This window comes from Actinacidiphila paucisporea, assembly GCF_900142575.1.
Taxonomy (GTDB): domain Bacteria; phylum Actinomycetota; class Actinomycetes; order Streptomycetales; family Streptomycetaceae; genus Actinacidiphila; species Actinacidiphila paucisporea.
In genome coordinates this window covers 264,445-279,884 of the sequence record NZ_FRBI01000006.1, presented here as the reverse complement: position 1 = coordinate 279,884, position 15,440 = coordinate 264,445, and the positions used below count along the sequence as shown (strand labels likewise).

Annotated in this window: 13 protein-coding genes and 1 riboswitch; of the genes, 6 read left to right on the top strand and 7 right to left on the bottom strand. The window is 72.8% G+C overall.

The window, feature by feature from the left end; all coding sequences use genetic code 11:
- The first annotated feature begins 21 nt into the window (after window positions 1–21).
- A complete protein-coding gene (locus BUE44_RS12680; protein WP_073497341.1) occupies window positions 22–1,050 on the top strand; it encodes a 6-phosphofructokinase in 1,029 nt (342 codons plus the stop codon).
- A 214-nt stretch (window positions 1,051–1,264) separates the two neighbouring features.
- A complete protein-coding gene (locus BUE44_RS12675) occupies window positions 1,265–1,939 on the top strand; it encodes a uridine kinase family protein (protein ID WP_073497340.1) in 675 nt (224 codons plus the stop codon).
- Between the two features lie 50 nt (window positions 1,940–1,989).
- Here BUE44_RS12675 and BUE44_RS12670 read toward each other — a convergent pair whose 3' ends face one another.
- Window positions 1,990–3,912 (bottom strand): anthranilate synthase family protein, encoded by a 1,923-nt coding sequence (locus tag BUE44_RS12670; RefSeq protein ID WP_073497337.1) that lies wholly within the window; start codon window positions 3,910–3,912, stop codon window positions 1,990–1,992.
- 188 nt (window positions 3,913–4,100) lie between these two features.
- A complete protein-coding gene (locus BUE44_RS12665) occupies window positions 4,101–6,164 on the bottom strand; it encodes an N-acetylmuramoyl-L-alanine amidase (protein ID WP_235002081.1) in 2,064 nt (687 codons plus the stop codon).
- A 191-nt stretch (window positions 6,165–6,355) separates the two neighbouring features.
- On the opposite strand from BUE44_RS12665, the gene BUE44_RS12660 reads away from it, so the two are divergent.
- Together BUE44_RS12660 and BUE44_RS12655 are read left to right on the top strand one after the other, a co-directional pair.
- Entirely contained in the window at window positions 6,356–7,705 is a 1,350-nt protein-coding gene (locus BUE44_RS12660; RefSeq protein ID WP_073497333.1) for a class II 3-deoxy-7-phosphoheptulonate synthase, read from the top strand.
- Window positions 7,706–7,869: 164 nt separating this feature from the next.
- On the top strand, window positions 7,870–8,127 hold the full coding sequence (locus BUE44_RS12655) for a (2Fe-2S)-binding protein (protein ID WP_073497548.1): 258 nt from the start codon (window positions 7,870–7,872) through the stop codon (window positions 8,125–8,127).
- 32 nt (window positions 8,128–8,159) lie between these two features.
- On the opposite strand, the gene bfr is transcribed toward BUE44_RS12655, so the two are convergent.
- Window positions 8,160–8,639 (bottom strand): bacterioferritin, encoded by a 480-nt coding sequence (bfr, locus tag BUE44_RS12650; protein ID WP_073497331.1) that lies wholly within the window; start codon window positions 8,637–8,639, stop codon window positions 8,160–8,162.
- Between the two features lie 145 nt (window positions 8,640–8,784).
- On the opposite strand from bfr, the gene BUE44_RS12645 reads away from it, so the two are divergent.
- On the top strand, window positions 8,785–9,399 hold the full coding sequence (locus BUE44_RS12645; RefSeq protein WP_073497329.1) for a sulfite oxidase-like oxidoreductase: 615 nt from the start codon (window positions 8,785–8,787) through the stop codon (window positions 9,397–9,399).
- Between the two features lie 40 nt (window positions 9,400–9,439).
- Here BUE44_RS12645 and pknB read toward each other — a convergent pair whose 3' ends face one another.
- The 4 genes from pknB to thiO all read right to left on the bottom strand — a co-directional run bounded on the left by pknB (window position 9,440) and on the right by thiO (window position 13,718).
- On the bottom strand, window positions 9,440–11,374 hold the full coding sequence (gene pknB, locus BUE44_RS12640) for a Stk1 family PASTA domain-containing Ser/Thr kinase (protein WP_073497327.1): 1,935 nt from the start codon (window positions 11,372–11,374) through the stop codon (window positions 9,440–9,442).
- Window positions 11,375–11,550: 176 nt separating this feature from the next.
- A complete protein-coding gene (locus BUE44_RS12635) occupies window positions 11,551–12,345 on the bottom strand; it encodes a thiazole synthase (RefSeq protein ID WP_073497325.1) in 795 nt (264 codons plus the stop codon).
- 3 nt (window positions 12,346–12,348) lie between these two features.
- Window positions 12,349–12,555 carry a sulfur carrier protein ThiS gene (gene thiS, locus BUE44_RS12630; protein WP_407640021.1) on the bottom strand — a complete coding sequence of 69 codons (207 nt, stop codon included), beginning with the start codon at window positions 12,553–12,555 and terminating at the stop codon, window positions 12,349–12,351.
- Window positions 12,552–13,718, bottom strand: a complete 1,167-nt coding sequence (thiO, locus tag BUE44_RS12625; protein WP_073497323.1) for a glycine oxidase ThiO — start codon at window positions 13,716–13,718, stop codon at window positions 12,552–12,554. Before thiO ends, thiS begins: the two co-directional genes overlap by 4 nt.
- Window positions 13,716–13,825, bottom strand: a riboswitch (TPP riboswitch). (Overlaps the previous gene by 3 nt.)
- 391 nt (window positions 13,826–14,216) lie before the next feature.
- On the opposite strand from thiO, the gene BUE44_RS12620 reads away from it, so the two are divergent.
- Entirely contained in the window at window positions 14,217–15,437 is a 1,221-nt protein-coding gene (locus tag BUE44_RS12620) for an NAD(P)/FAD-dependent oxidoreductase (RefSeq protein ID WP_073497321.1), read from the top strand.
- The last annotated feature ends 3 nt before the right edge of the window (window positions 15,438–15,440 follow it).

The following is a 15,440-nucleotide window of genomic DNA, read 5'->3' as shown; positions in this document are numbered from 1 at the left end:
TTGCGACGAAGGGAAGAGTCCATGCGAGTCGGAGTTCTGACTGGCGGCGGAGACTGCCCCGGCCTCAATGCGGTCATCCGCGGCATCGTGCGTAAAGGCGTCCAGGAGTACGGGTACGACTTCACCGGCTTCAGGGACGGTTGGCGTGGCCCCCTGGAAGGGGACACCGTACGGCTCGACATCCCGGCGGTCCGCGGCATACTGCCGCGCGGCGGCACCATACTCGGCTCCTCGCGCACCAACCCGCTCAAGATCGAGGGCGGAGCGCGCCGGGTCCAGGAGAACCTGGCGGCCGAGGGCATCGACGCGCTCATCGCGATCGGCGGCGAGGACACCCTCGGCGTCGCGGCCACCCTCCACCAGGAACACGGCGTAAAAGTGGTGGGGGTCCCCAAGACCATCGACAACGACCTCTCGGCGACCGACTACACCTTCGGTTTCGACACCGCCGTCAACATCGCCACCGAGGCCATCGACCGGCTGCACACCACCGCCGAGTCGCACATGCGGGTCCTGGTGGTCGAGGTGATGGGCCGGCACGCGGGCTGGATCGCGCTGCACTCGGGCCTGGCCGGCGGCGCCAACGTGATCCTCATACCGGAACAGCGCTTCGACCTCGACCAGGTGTGCGCCTGGGTCGAGAGCCGCTTCAAGATCCGCTACGCGCCGATCGTGGTCGTCGCCGAGGGCGCGATGCCGCGCGACGGCGACATGGTCCTCAAGGACGGCACCCTGGACTCCTTCGGGCACGTCCGGCTGTCCGGCGTCGGCGAGTGGCTCGCCAACCAGATCGAGAAGCGCACCGGCAAGGAGGCCAGGACCACCGTCCTCGGCCACGTCCAGCGCGGCGGCACCCCCAGCGCCTTCGACCGCTGGCTCGCCACCCGCTTCGGCCTGCACGCCGTCGAGGCCGTCAGGGACGGCGACTTCGGCAAGATGGTCGCGCTGCGCTCCACCGACATCGTCCGGGTGCCGATCGGCGACGCGACCTCCAGGATCAAGACCGTCGACCCGTCGCTCTACGCGGAGGCGGGGGTCTTCTTCGGGTAGCTCCGCCGGCGCCGCGGACGCCGCCGGGAAGACGTACACCGACAGCGCTTGCCGCAAGTGATCCCCGCGACCTATTCTCCCTGCACCCGGCTTGTCCGGCCGCTTCGTTTCCCCCTTGAGCACATGAGGAGCGCCCGGTATGGCGGGTGAAGAAGTGACGCGCGGAGTGCTTCCGGACAGGGGCGACCGCGGGTGGTGGGCGGGAGGTCTCCGCGTGCCCGTACTGGCGGTCGCGGGCGGCACCGCGTCCGGCAAGTCCACCCTTGCCGAAGCGCTGGCGCTGCACCATCCCGACACCGTCGGACTGATCCATCTGGACGACTTCTACGTCCCCGCGCACGATCCGCTGCGCGGGGTCAGGACGCTCAGCGCGACCGGCGCGGAGACCCTGGACTGGAACCACCCGGGGTCCATCGACGAGACCGCGGTGACCGCCGCGATCGACGCGGCCGCCGGGTCCGGGCGGCACCGCCTGGTGGTGGTCGAGGGCCTGTTCGCCCTGACCCTGCCCGCGGTCGCCGCCCGGGCCGCCTGGCGGGTGTACGTCGACACGCCGGACGACATCCGGCTGGCCAGGAAGATCCTCCGCAAGATCGAGGTCCAGCGCCAGGACCCCGCCCTGTCGCTGCGCAACTACCTGGCCCACGGGCGCGAGAGCCACGCGGAATACGTCGCCCCGTCCCGCAGCCGGGCGGACCTGGTGCTGGACGGCACGGCGCCGGAGTCCGACCTGCTGGCGGCGGTGCGCCGGCTGATCGGACCGGTCCTCGGCGAACCGGCCCGGTCGGAGCCCCCGCGCGTGCGGACAGCGGGCGGCATGGCGCTGTCGCCCGGCCACCACGCGGGGATCAGCCCCGCGTGCGCGGGGAGCGACGCCGTGCCGGTCTAGGGTCCGGGGTCCGGATCTCCGCGGTGTCGCGGAGATCCGGACGGCAGGACTCAGCGCGCCGGCAGCAGCACCTGCGCCAGCAGCTCCGCCGCGATCCGCGAGCCGTTCAGCGTCAGCACCGACTCCGGGTGGAACTGCACGCCCGCGAAGCCGGGGCCGCGCATCGCGTGGATGTCGCCGGTGCCCGGGTCGCGGCTCAGCTCGACCCGGTGCATCGCCAGCTCCTCGGCCGCGGTCCCGTCGCAGCGGGCGGTGAAGGAGTTGTAGAAGCCGACCGTCTCCTCGCGGCCGAAGAGGTCGATTGTGCGCTGGGCGCCCTGGAAGGGCTCGTCCTTGCGGACCAGGTCCAGGCCCAGCTCCGCGGCCAGCAGCTCGTGGCCCAGGCAGACCCCGAGCAGCCCGTGCGGGTGGTCGCGGACCAGGTCGGCGGCCAGCGCCCGCAGGAAGCGCATCTTGGGGTCGGCGGTGTCGGCCGGGTCGCCGGGTCCCGGGCCCAGCACCACCGGGCCCCGGTGGCGCAGCGCCGCGGCCCGCAGCCCCGGGTCGTCGTAGCGGCGCACGGTCACCGCGTGGCCCGAGGAGCGCAGCAGGTGGGCCAGCATCGCGGTGAAGGTGTCCTCGCCGTCGACCACCAGGGCGTGCGCGGTCGGCTCGGGGTGCTCGACCTGCATCCGCAGCCAGAACGGCGCCAGGTGCGCCCGGCGGGCGTCGAGGGCGGCTCGTACGCGGATGTCGTCGGCCAGCCGCGGCCTGGGAGCCCCGGGGGTACGCGGCGGGGCCTGGCGCACCCCGAGCGCGGTGAGCACGCCCGCGGCCTTGGCGTGGGTCTCGGCGACCTCGGAATGCGGCCGGGAGTGCCGTACGAGCGTCGCGCCGACCGGGACGCGCAGCTCGCCGCCGGGGGAGATGTCGGCGGTGCGGATCAGGATGGGGGAGTCCAGCGTCTGGGCGCCGCCCGCGTCGCGGCCGATGAGGGCCAGGGCGCCGGCGTAGTAGCCGCGCCCGCCGGGCTCGTGGCGCTCGATGACCCGGCAGGCGTTCTGCACCGGCGAGCCGGTCACGGTCGCGGCGAACATCGTCTCGCGCAGCACCTCGCGCACGTCGCGGGTGGAGCGCCCGCGCAGCTCGTACTCGGTGTGCGCCAGGTGCGCCATCTCCTTCAGCCGCGGGCCGACCACGACCCCGCCGAGGTCGCAGACGGTGCACATCATCTTCAGTTCCTCGTCCACCACCATGGTCAGCTCCTCGGCCTCCTTGGGGTCGGCCAGGAAGTCCAGCAGCCCGGCGGCGTCGGGGCCCTGCGCCGGGTAGCGGTAGGTGCCGCTGATCGGGTTCATCACGACGGTGTTGCCCGACATCCGCACATGGACCTCGGGGCTGGCGCCGACCAGGGTGCGCTCCGCGGTGTGCACCACATACGTCCAGTACGCGCCGCGTTCGCCGCGCAGCAGCCGGGCGAAGAGGGCCAGCGCGGCGGCGGGCCCGTAGTCCGGGATGCTGCCGCGGAAGGTGCGGCGGATCACGAAGTTGGCGCCCTCGCCCTGGCCGATCTCGTCCTCGATGACCCGCCCGACGATGTCCGCGTAGGCGTCGTCACCGACGTCGAAGGCGCCGTTCTCGACCCGCACGGGGACGTCGGGCAGCGCGTCGAGGAGGTCGTCGAGCGGGACTTCGGCGCTCTCCTCGGGGTGCAGGACCAGCAGCGGGGTGCCGTCGTCGCGGACGTCGAAGCCGCGTTCGCGGATCTGCCGGAAGGGGATCAGGGCGAGGGCGTCGGTGTGCGCGCCGCCGTCGGCCGCGCCGGCGGGCAGCGCGATGTCGGCGAGGCGCTCGACGGCCGTGACGGGTCCGGTGAGCACCTCCGCGACCCCCTCGGGCCGGCCCGGCGTCCTGCGGTGCAGCAGGGCGAAGGGCGGGTGCCCCGGGGTGAGCAGGCGGGTGACGAGCCGTACGGCGTCGGGAGTCTCTGGCACGGTCGGGTGTCCTTCCTTGACGGCGGGGAAGGGGCGGCGACCAGGCCGGGAAACGCCGAAGGCCGCCCCTGCGGGCGGCCTTCGCGAAGTGCTGCTGATGCGCGATTCAGCGGGCCGCCGGATGAGCGGTCCACCACCAGTCCTGGTGCGTCGTCGGTGAGTTCTGAAGCGCGGTCATGCCGGCGACCCTAGCGCACGGGGGCGCCTCGTGTCAGGGCGGAACGGTTGACGTCGCCCGCCCGCACCCAGGCGATCCGGTGGTTGTAGCGGATCGGGTAGAACGCGTCGGTGCCCTTGACCAGGGTGCGGTCACCGGCCGCGGTGCCGGCGAAGGTGCCCGCGTACCAGTAGTCGCCGACCTCCTCGGGGCCCGCCTGGGCGTAGGACTGGCCCGCCGGGATCGTGTACTTCGTCAGCGAGGCGGTGTTCTGGTCCTGTACGGGCACGCCGGTGCCCGCGTAGGCCGCGTCCTCGGGGTAGGCCCGGCCGTAGACCGGGATCGTGCCGGACTTCGGGGTGATGACCGGGGTCGCGGCGAGGACCGAGGTGAACTGCCCGCCCGGGTTCTGGAACCACAGCGCGCGGCCCTGATACCAGATCGCCGTCCAGTCGGCCTGCACGCCGGCGACCACGTAGGCGCCGCCCGCGGGGACCTTGTCGGCCCAGTTCGCGCCGTCGCTCCACTTCACGGCGCCCAGGTAGGGGTCGGCCGGCAGCGCGGCGCCCGTGGACGGCGAGGTGTAGAGGTAGACGAAGTTCGCCGGGTGCGCGGGGACCGCGGCGCCGCCGTTGGTCAGCGTCGGCTGGTTCGCGGTGGTGTACGGCGGCACGACACGGACCAGCTGGCCGGTCGCCACCGGGCCGCCCGCGCCGCCCGCGCCGTCGGGGGCGCCCAGCAGCGACATGTAGTGGTTCCAGTCCCAGTACGGACCCGGGTCCCAGTGCTGCGCGGAGACCTTGGCGTCCAGCACTCCCGGCACCTCGTCGTGGCCGATGACATGCTCGCGATCCAGCGGGATGCCGAATTTCTGGGCCAGGTATTTCACCAGGACGGCCGAGGAGTCGTACTCCTGCTCGGTGAACCAGTCACCGGTCTTGATCGCCCAGCCCTCGTGCTCCACGCCGACCGAGTGCATGTTCACGGTCTTGTTCGCCGAGTGCCACGCCTCGTCCTTGAGCTGCACCATCTGGGTGACGCGGCCGTCGTCGGCGACCAGGTAGTGGGCGCTGGCGTAGGCGGTGGGGTCCTGGAACTCCTTGATGCTGCCGTCGAAGGTGCCCTCCATGTCGTGGATGACGAGGTAGCGCACGTCCTCGCCGTTGGCGGGGCGGTCCGAGACGTTGTAGTTGCCGAAGTCGTCCGGCGTAGTGCTGTTCTGCTTGAAGCCCGCGGCCACGAAGGTGCAGCTCAGCGACGTCGGGCAGTCGGCTGTGACGGTGTCGCTGGTCACAGGCGGCGGTGTGGTGGACGCCGCCAGCGGCACCTTGCCCGGCTCGACCGGGGCCACCGACGGGTCGGCGGCCAGCGTCACCGCCTGGCCGTCCGCGGTCAGCCGGGCCGCGCCGGACTTCACCGTGTCGTAGACCCGCCGCACGAACTGCGCGGCGCCGGCGCGGTCGGGGGACTGGCTGTAGCGGGCGATACCGGCCCACCAGCGGCCCGGGTCGGCCGGCAGCGAGCCGGACGCGGCCTTCTCGTACTGCGCCAGCAGCGCGGCGCCGGCCCGTACGCTCTGCCGCGGGTCGGAGCGCACCTCGGAGGTGGCGGCGCCGATCAGCTTCGCCGCGGCGTCCAGGGTGTGCAGCCGCGGGTCGGTGGTGTCGACCTTCCCGGGGTCGCCGCCCAGCGCCCGGGCGGCGTCGAAGTGCCGGGAGACGGCCGGGTCGCCGCTCATGTTCAGGTGCGAGAGCCGTTCCGCGTCCGAGGGCTGCCCGATGTCGGCGGCGGTGACCTGGGTGAGGCCCATCACGTTGTAGTTGCCGGTGGTGCTCGGCCGGCCCTGGTGCGACTCCCACAGGGTCTGCCGGTAGGACACCGCCATCAGCACGCTCTGCGGTACGTGGAATTCGGCCGCCGCGGCGGCGAAGTCGGTTTGCAGCGCGTTACGCGCCAGGCCCGCCCTCGCGTCGGCCGTGCCGCCCGAGGACGGGCTCGCCTGCGCGACCGTGGCGAAGGCCGCCACGGCGGCGAGCACGGCGGCTCCCGCTCCGTAGGCGATGGTGGACTTCCGTTTGCGATGTCTGTTTGTCAAGGTGCTGCCCTCGGTTTTCGCGCGCGCCAGGGGCGCGTCCTCCCGGGGAGCCTGCGCCAGGGCGGCGTCGGCTCTGAAGCGGGATGACGTTAACAGGCGGGCCGGTGATTTCCGTGTTGCTCCTGTGACGGCATGTCTCATCCATTGAGCGGGTCGGAAAGCAGATGACACGACCCCGTAATGTGGGGCCTGTGACCGTGAACGCAGACATCCACGCCGGGGGCAACACCTGGCACGCTCTTCCCGCGGCGCAGCAGCCCGAGTGGCCCGACTCCGAGGCTCTGCGCGACGTGATCGCCGACCTCGCCTCGTATCCGCCGCTCGTCTTCGCCGGGGAGTGCGACCAGCTGCGCAGCCGCTTGGCGTCGGTCGCCAGGGGTGAGGCCTTCCTCCTCCAGGGCGGTGACTGCGCCGAGGCGTTCGACGCGGTCGGCGCCGACCAGATCCGCAACAAGCTGAAGACGCTGCTCCAGATGGGAGCGGTCCTCACCTACGCCGCCTCGGTGCCGGTGGTCAAGGTCGGGCGGATCGCCGGGCAGTACAGCAAGCCGCGGTCCAAGCCGACCGAGACCCGCGACGGGGTGACGCTGCCGACCTACCGCGGCGACTCCGTCAACGGCTTCGAATTCACCGCGCAGGCCCGCACCCCGGACCCCGAGCGGCTCAAGCGGATGTACCACGCGTCCGCGTCCACGCTGAACCTGGTGCGCGCCTTCACCACCGGCGGTTACGCCGACCTGCGCCAGGTGCACGCCTGGAACCAGGACTTCGTGAAGTCCTCGCCGTCCGGGCAGCGCTACGAGGCGCTGGCCCGCGAGATCGACAACGCGCTGAACTTCATGGCGGCCTGCGGCACCGACCCGGCGGAATTCCGCACCGTCGAGTTCTACGCCTCCCACGAGGCGCTGCTGCTCGACTACGAGACGGCGCTGACCCGTACCGACTCGCGTACCGGCAAGCTCTACGACGTGTCCGGCCACATGGTCTGGATCGGCGAGCGCACCCGGCAGCTGGACGGCGCGCACATCGAGTTCGCCTCCCGGATCAGCAACCCGATCGGTGTGAAGCTCGGCCCCGGCACCACGCCGGAGGAGGCGCTGACCTACATCGACCGGCTCGACCCGGACCGCGACCCCGGCCGGCTCACCTTCATCGTGCGGATGGGCGCGGACAAGGTCCGCGACAAGCTGCCGACGCTCGTGGAGAAGGTCTCCGCGTCCGGCGCGCAGGTCGTCTGGATCAGCGACCCGATGCACGGCAACACCTTCGAGGCCGCGTCGGGCCACAAGACCCGGCGCTTCGACGACGTGCTGGACGAGGTCAAGGGCTTCTTCGAGGTCCACCACGCGCTCGGCACCCACCCCGGCGGCATCCACGTCGAGCTGACCGGCGACGACGTCACCGAGTGCGTCGGCGGCGGCGACGAGATCTTCGTGGACGACCTGCACCAGCGGTACGAGACGGCCTGCGACCCGCGGCTCAACCGCAGCCAGTCGCTCGACCTGGCCTTCCTGGTCGCGGAGATGTACCGCGGGCAGTAGCGCTCGTCGGCGCTCGCGAGCCCGGGTGAACGCTCGTGTGCGCTCGTACGGAAGGGGTGCGGATCACATCGATCCGCGCCCCTTGTCGCTTTTCTCCGCCAGGACCGGCAGGTAAGGTAAGGGTTACCTCAGCTCCTCATGGCCCCGGATCGGCGGTGACCCGCGTGTACGTCTGCTCCTGCTTCGGCATCACCGAGCAGCAGGTCAAGCAGCACGCCGACGCCGGTCGCTGCACCCCCCGGCAGATAGCCTCCGCCTGCAAGGCGGGCACCGACTGCGGGTCGTGCGTCAAGCGCATCCAGAGCCTGCTCGGCCGCGGGTCGGGCTACCCGACCCGTTCGGAGCCGCAGCCGGCCGGGAGCGCCGCCGCGGTGCCGGCGGTGCTGGTACGGGCCGAGGAGCCGGACGCGCGCGCGGCCTGAGCCGCTGCCCCGCGGGGACGGTGCCAAGGCGCTCAGCTGTCCGGCTGCTCGATCAGCTGCGCGAGGTACAGCGGCTCGCCCAGCTTCTCCACCAGCTCCAACTGCGTGTCGAGATAGTCGATGTGGTGCTCCTCGTCGGCCAGGATCGATTCGAAGATGTTCTTCGACGTGAAGTCGGCCTTGGCGTGCATGACCTCGATACCGCGGCGCAGCCGGTCGATCGCCTCGACCTCCACCTGCCGGTCGGCCTGGAACATCTCGGTGACGGTCTGCCCGACCCTGACATGGAAGAGCCGCTGGTAGTTCGGCAGGCCTTCGAGAAGGAGAATGCGGTCGGTCAGCATCTCGGCGTGCTTCATCTCGTCGAACGACTCCGACCTGGTGTACTTCGCGAGCTTCAGCCAGCCGAAGTTCTCCTGCATCTTCGCGTGCAGAAAGTACTGGTTGATCGCGGTCAGCTCAGCGGTCAGCTGTTCGTTGAGGAACTCGATGACCTCGGGGTCGCCCTGCATGCGACGCCGTCCTTCCGTATCGACGAGTGGTGCGCGCATCCTCGCACCGCACGGTGACGCGATCCAGTAAGCGAGTCCTTACCGTCAGTGACCGCCGTGTCCGCCCGGGTCATGAGCACCTCGTCCGGTCTGTCACCATGGACACATGGGTCGGTACGAGCGTCGCGAGGGGGAGCTGCCGCCGGGCCAGCGGCTCCAGCGGGGCTGGCCCGTGACGCACTACGGCCCGGTGCCGCGCTTCAAACCCGACCGCTGGGAGTTCCGCGTCTTCGGCGCCACCGCGGACGGCGACAAGACCTGCTGGAATCACGCGGATTTCTCCGCGCTGCCCTATGACACGGTCGTCGCCGACTTCCACTGCGTCACGAAATTCTCGATGCTCGGCATCGAATGGGGCGGCGTCGCCACCTCGACCGTCGTGAAGCTCGCGCCGCCCGCCGCCGACGTGACCCATGTGATGGTCTGGGCCGAATACGGATTCAGCTCCAACCTGCGGATCGAGGACTTCCTCGACGACCAGTCCCTATTCGCCACCCACAAGGGCGGCCAGCCCCTCACCGCGGAACACGGCTTCCCGGTGCGGCTCATCGTTCCCGGGCTCTACGCCTGGAAAGGCCCCAAGTGGGTCCGCGGCGTCGAATACATGACGGCGGACCGCCGCGGTTTCTGGGAGGAACGCGGCTATCACAACATCGGCGACGCCTGGAGCGAGCAGCGCTACTCCTACCAGGAGGAGCCGGGCGAAGGCCCGGAGATCTAGGGCCTGTCGTTTGGATCTCCGCGGGTGGGCGCGGAAGGGCTCAGCGCACCCAGAGGGTGACCGTGGCGCCCTTCGGCGCCTGGCTGCCGCCGCCGGGGGACTCGCTGAACACGGTGTCGCCGAAGAAGATGTCGATCACCCGCACGTCGAAGCCGGCGTCCTTGAGGATCTGCTGGGCGTCACCCGCCTTCTTGCCCTTGACGTCGGGCACCGGGAAGAGCTGCTGGCCCCTGGACACGGTGATCGTCACCGTGTCGCCCGCCGCCGCCTGGCTGTCCCGGTCCGGGGACTCCAGGGCGACGGTGTCCTTGTCGGCCTCGTCGGAGAAGACCTTCTCCGGCGCCAGGACCACCGTGAAGCCCGCGCCCTGCAGATCCTGCTGCGCGTCGGTGACCGACTCGCCGATCACGTCCGGCACGTCCACCGGCGAACCGCGCGAGACGGTCAGGGTCACCGGGGTGCCGGGGGAGCGCTCCGCACCGGACGCCGGGTCCGTCCCGACGACCTGGCCCTGCGGGACCGAGTCGTCGAACGACTTCCGCACCGTGCCGGGGGTCAGCCCCGCCGCCTTGAGCTGCCGCCGGGCGTCGGCCAGGGTGTGGCCCTTGACGTCGGGCACCCGGATCTCCTGCGGCCCCTTGGACACCCGCAGCGTCACCGTGCCGTTGCTGCGGATCCGCCTGCCGGGCTCGGGGTCGGTTGAGATCACGCTGCCGCGCGGCACGGTCAGCGAGAAGTCCTGCTCGACCCGGGTGTCCAGGCCGGCCGAGCTGAGCTTGTGCTGCGCCTGGGTCTGAGGCAGCGCCAGCACGCCCGGGACCCGGGTGAACTGCCCCTCGCTGATGTACCAGACACCGGCGCCCACGCCGATGATGACCAGCAGGGCCACCAGCACTGCCAGCGGGCCCCTGCGGCTCCTGCGTACCCTCGCTCCGGCGGCGGGCGGCGCGGCCGGCGGTGCCGGCATCTCCGCCAGGTCCGGTGGCGGCATCATCAGCCGGGTCGTCCGGTTCAGGGCGTCCTCGCCCGCGCCCTGCGCCGGGGCGGGCGGCCTGATCACGACGCTGGTCGGCTCCTCGGAACCCACCGGCGGCACCGCGTCCTCGTATGGCCGCGCGTCCAGCTCCCGCGGGCTCAGCGCGGCCCGCACCCCCCGTACCTCGGCGAACATCGCCGCCGCGTCGGCCGGCCGCCGCGCAGCGTCCCGCGCCGCCGCCCGCTCCACCAGCGCGTCCAGCCCCGCCGGCAGCCCCGGTACGGCCGCGGACGGCCGCGGCACGTCCTCGTTCAGCCGCTGCACGATCACCTGCATCGGCGTGTCGCCCGCATACGGCTTCGCGCCGGTCAGCATCTCGTACAGCATCACGCCGCACGCGTACACGTCGGTGCGCTGGTCCACCGTGCCGTGCCCGATCTGCTCCGGCGCCAGGTACGACACCGTGCCGAGCAGCGCTCCCGACACGCTCGTCTGCGTGTCCACCGTCCTGACCAGCCCGAAGTCGGCGACCTTGACCTGGCCGTCGTCCCCGATCAGCACGTTCTCCGGCTTCATGTCCCGGTGCACGAGCCCCGCGCGGTGCGCCGCACCCAGCGCGGCGAGCACCGGCTCCAGGATGTCCAGCGCCGCCCGCGGCGACAGCGCCCCGCGCTCCCGCAGCACGTCCCGCAGCGTGCACCCGGCGACATACTCCATGGCCAGGTAGACGTACGTCCCGTCGGTGCCCTGGTCGAAGACCCCCACGACATTGGTGTGCGACAGCCGCGCGACCGCCTTGGCCTCCCGGATGAACCGCTCCACGAACTCGGTGTCCGCCGCCAGCCCCGGATGCATCACCTTCAACGCGAGCATGCGGTCGAGGCGGGTGTCCACGGCCCGGTAGACCGTGGCCATCCCGCCGACGGCGATACGCGCCTCGACGCGGTAACGCCCGTCGAGCGTCTGCCCGACCAGCGGATCCTGCACGGTGGTGTCCACGACGTCCGATTCTACGATCCGCCCCCGACACGGCCGCTGCTCCACGCCAGGACTGTGGCCGTGCCGTGGTGTTCCGGAACCGAACCGTGACGAAGGAGGACCTTTTCGTGCGGTCCTCGTGGGCGCTTCGCGTGCTCCGGTCCGCAGCGCGGGGGTCCGTCCGGCGGGTGGGGCGGTCAGAAAGCGGGCATTTCGGGGTGGGAGGTGGGGAGGCCGGTCGTCGGGGAGGAGGGGAGGGCGTGGTGGCGGCGGGGGATGCGGCCGGCGCGGTGGGCCAGGCGGCCGGCGGTGACCGCGTGGCGCATGGCCTCGGCCATCAGGGCCGGGTGCTGGGCGCGGGTGACGGCGGAGGCCAGCATGACCGCCGCGCAGCCCAACTCCATGGCCAGCGCCACGTCCGAGGCCGTGCCGGCGCCCGCGTCCAGGATGACCGGGACGCCGGCGCGCTCGGTGATCAGCTGGAAATTGTGCGGATTGCGGATGCCGAGGCCCGACCCGATGGGGGAGCCCAGCGGCATGACGGCGGCGCAGCCGACGTCCTCCAGCTTGCGGGCCAGCACCGGGTCGTCGCTGGTGTACGGCAGTACGGTGAAGCCGTCGTCGACCAAGGTCTCGGCAGCGTCCAGCAGTTCGACCGGGTCGGGCAGCAACGTCCGCTCGTCCGCGATGACTTCGAGCTTGACCCAGTCGGTGCCCAGCGCCTCCCTCGCGAGCCGCGCGGTCAGGACGGCCTCGCCGGCCGTGAAGCAGCCCGCGGTGTTCGGCAGCGCCCGGATCCCGTGCCGGGCCAGCACCGACAGCACCGAGCCCTTCGTCGTCGGGTCGAGCCGCCGCATCGCGACCGTCGTCACCTCGGTACCCGACGCGACGAGCGCCCGCTCCAGCACCTCCAGGCTGGGCGCCCCGCCCGTTCCCATGATCAGCCGCGAGGAGAATTCGACTCCGCCGATCCGCAACAGGTCGTCCGCCACGGCTCAGCCCCCCTGGACCGCGGTGAGGACTTCCACCCGGTCGCCGTCGGCGAGGGGGGTGGCGGACCAGCGGGTGCGGGGGACGACCGTGTCGTTGAGGGCGGCGGCCACGCCCGAGGGGGCGGACGTCAGGGTGGCGACCAGGGCGTCGAGGGCGACCGGGGCGGCGACGGTGCGGGGCTCGCCGTTGAGGTGGACGGTGATCGTCATACGGTCAGCTCCTGCCGCGCCGGCCCGAACCGCAGCGCCCCGAAGGCAGCGGCGTAGGGCGGGAGTTCGCCGGTGTCGGAGGTCAGCACCTCGGCCATGGCGTCCCCGGTGACCGGGGTGAGCAGCACGCCGTTGCGGTGGTGTCCGGTGGCCAGCAGCAGCCCGTCGAGAGCGGTACGGCCGAGCAGCGGCGCGTTGTCGGGGGTGGCGGGGCGCAGTCCCGCCAGCGTCTCGGTGAGCGGGAGTTCGGTGATGCCGGGCACCACGTCGTGCGCGTCACGCAGGAGTTCGTAGACCCCCCCGGCGGTGACCGCCGTGTCCCAGCCGGACTCCTCGCTGGTCGCGCCCAGCACCAGCTCGCCGTTCTCCCGCGGCACCAGGTAGACGTGGCTGCCGCGTACCACCGCCCGTACCGTGCGCGACAGGAACGGCGCGTGCGCCGGCGGGACACGCAGCCGCAGGATCTGGCCCTTCACCGGCCGCACCGGCGGCAGGACGTCCGGCGGTATCCCGGCGATCCGGCCGCTCTCGCAGCCCGCCGCCAGCACCGTGCGGCCGGCGGCGACCGAGGTGCCGTCGGCCAGCACCGCACCCGTCAGCCGGTCGGCGGCGCACTCCACGCGGGCCACCGCGGACCGCAGGAAGGCCACCCCGGCCAGCTCGGCCGCCCGCAGCAGCGCGGCCGCCAGCCGGCGCGGATCGACCTGGTGGTCGCCGTCGACCCGCAGCCCGCCGCGCACGCCGGGGGCCAGCATCGGCTCCAGCCGGCGGCAGTCCCGGCCGCTCAGCCACTGCGCCTCAAGACCGAGCGAGGTCTGGAAGGCGTGCAGGTCGCGCAACTGCGCCCGGTCGTCGGCGTCCAGCGCCACGGCCAGCGTGCCGCACGGGCGGTAACCCGTGTCCAGCCCCGTGGCCGCGGTCAACTCCGCGACGAAGTCCGGATAGCGGTCCGCCGACGCGAGGTTCAGGTCCAGCAGGGTCTGCTCGCCGTACTGCAGCTCGGTCACCGCCGCGAGCATCCCCGCCGCCACGTGGGCGGCGCCGCCGCCGGGTGCGGGGTCCGCGACCGCGGTCCGCAGACCGCGCTGGGCCGCGCGCCACGCCGTCACCAGGCCGATGATCCCGCCGCCGACGACCAGCACGTCGCAATTGTGAGTCCGCATGGAACTACCGCTCCTCCCTTCGCCGGCATGACCCGGATCAGGTTCTACGGTCGGCGGCCCCCAGCCACCCTCTCAGCCCGGTTCCGCCGGGCTCCCGCGAGTTCACTTGCGCGGCTCACCTTATCCCCCCACCCCACCCCACCGCGTCCACCCCGGAATCTCCCCCCACCTACCGCCCCGGAGGGGGCAGCCCGTCGGGGGCGCGGGGAACTGCGCGAGCGGCCACGACGGCGGCGCGGCCAAGCGTCGTACCGCGGGGGGCAGCCCGTCGGGGGCGCGGGGAACTGCGCGAGCGGCCACGATGTCGGCGCGGCCAAGCAGCGCACCGGAGGGGCAGCCCGTCGGGGGCGCGGGGAACTGCGCGAGCGGCCACGACGGCGGCGCGGGCAGCCGGCGTACGGGGGCCAGCCCCCCCGGGGGCGGCGCGGCCGCCCACGGAGCCGCACCGTGCGGGCGTAACAGCACCCCGCAGGGACCGGCTCGGGTTACCGTGAGCGGGTGAGCGAGCGCAGCGCTGTCGTGGTGATCGTCGGGGCCGGAATGGCCGGAGTGCAGACCGCCGTGGCCTTGCGGGAGCTGGGATGGCGGGAGGGGATCACGCTGCTCGGCGACGAGCCGCACCCGCCGTACGACCGTCCACCGCTGTCCAAGGCGGTCCTGCTGGGACAGGCCGGCAGCCCGGCGGTCGACGTGCGCTTCGACGTGGACTTCGAAGCGCTCGGCGTCGACCTGCGCATCGGCGTGCGCGCCCAGGCGCTCCGCACGGCGGACCGCGAGGTGGTCACGGACGCCGGACCGCTCAGGTACGAGCACCTCGTGGTGGCGACCGGCGCGTATCCGGTCGCCCTGCCCGGGACCGCGGGCCTGCCCGGGGTCCACCTGCTGCGGACGCTGGACGACGCGGCCGCGCTGCGCCCGGTGCTGGACGCGCGGCAGCGGGTCGTGGTGGTCGGCGCCGGCTGGATCGGCGCGGAGTTCGCGACCGCCGCCCGCCAGGCCGGCTGCGAGGTGACCGTCGTGGAGGCGGCGGACCGGCCGCTGGCCGGCGCGCTGCCCGCGCTGGTCACCGCCCCCATGCGGACCTGGTACGAGGAGGCGGGCGTCGAGTTGCGCACCGGTCTGCCGGTGTCCGCGCTGGAGCCCGGCGCCGTGGTCATGGCGGACGGCAGCCGGCTGGCTGCCGACGCCGTCGTGGTGGGCATCGGCGCCCGCCCGGCGACGGGCTGGCTGGCCGGATCCGGCGTGCAGCTGGGCGGCGACGGCGCGGTGCTTGCCGACGACCGGCTGCGTACGACCGCCCCCGGCGTCCTCGCGGTCGGCGACTGCGCGTCCTTCCCGTCGGCCCGCTACGGCGAGCGGCTGCTGATCCACCACTGGGACAACGCGCTGCAGGGCCCGCGGACGGCCGCGGCCAACGTGCTGGGCGGGGACGAGCGCTACGACCCGGTGCCGTACTTCTGGTCCGAGCAGTTCGGGCGGTTCGTGCAGTACGTCGGGCACCACCGCGACACCGACACGCTGCTGCTGCGCGGCGATCCGGCCACCGCGTCCTGGTCGGCGTGCTGGCTGCGCGACGGCCGGCTGGTCGCGGTGCTCGTGGTGGACCGGCCGCGCGACCTGGCGCAGGCCCGCAAGCTGATCCGCCGGTCCGCGGTGCTGGACCCGGCGGTGGCGGCGGACTCGTCGGTACCGCTGATGTCGGCGGAGCGGCCGGACTGAGCG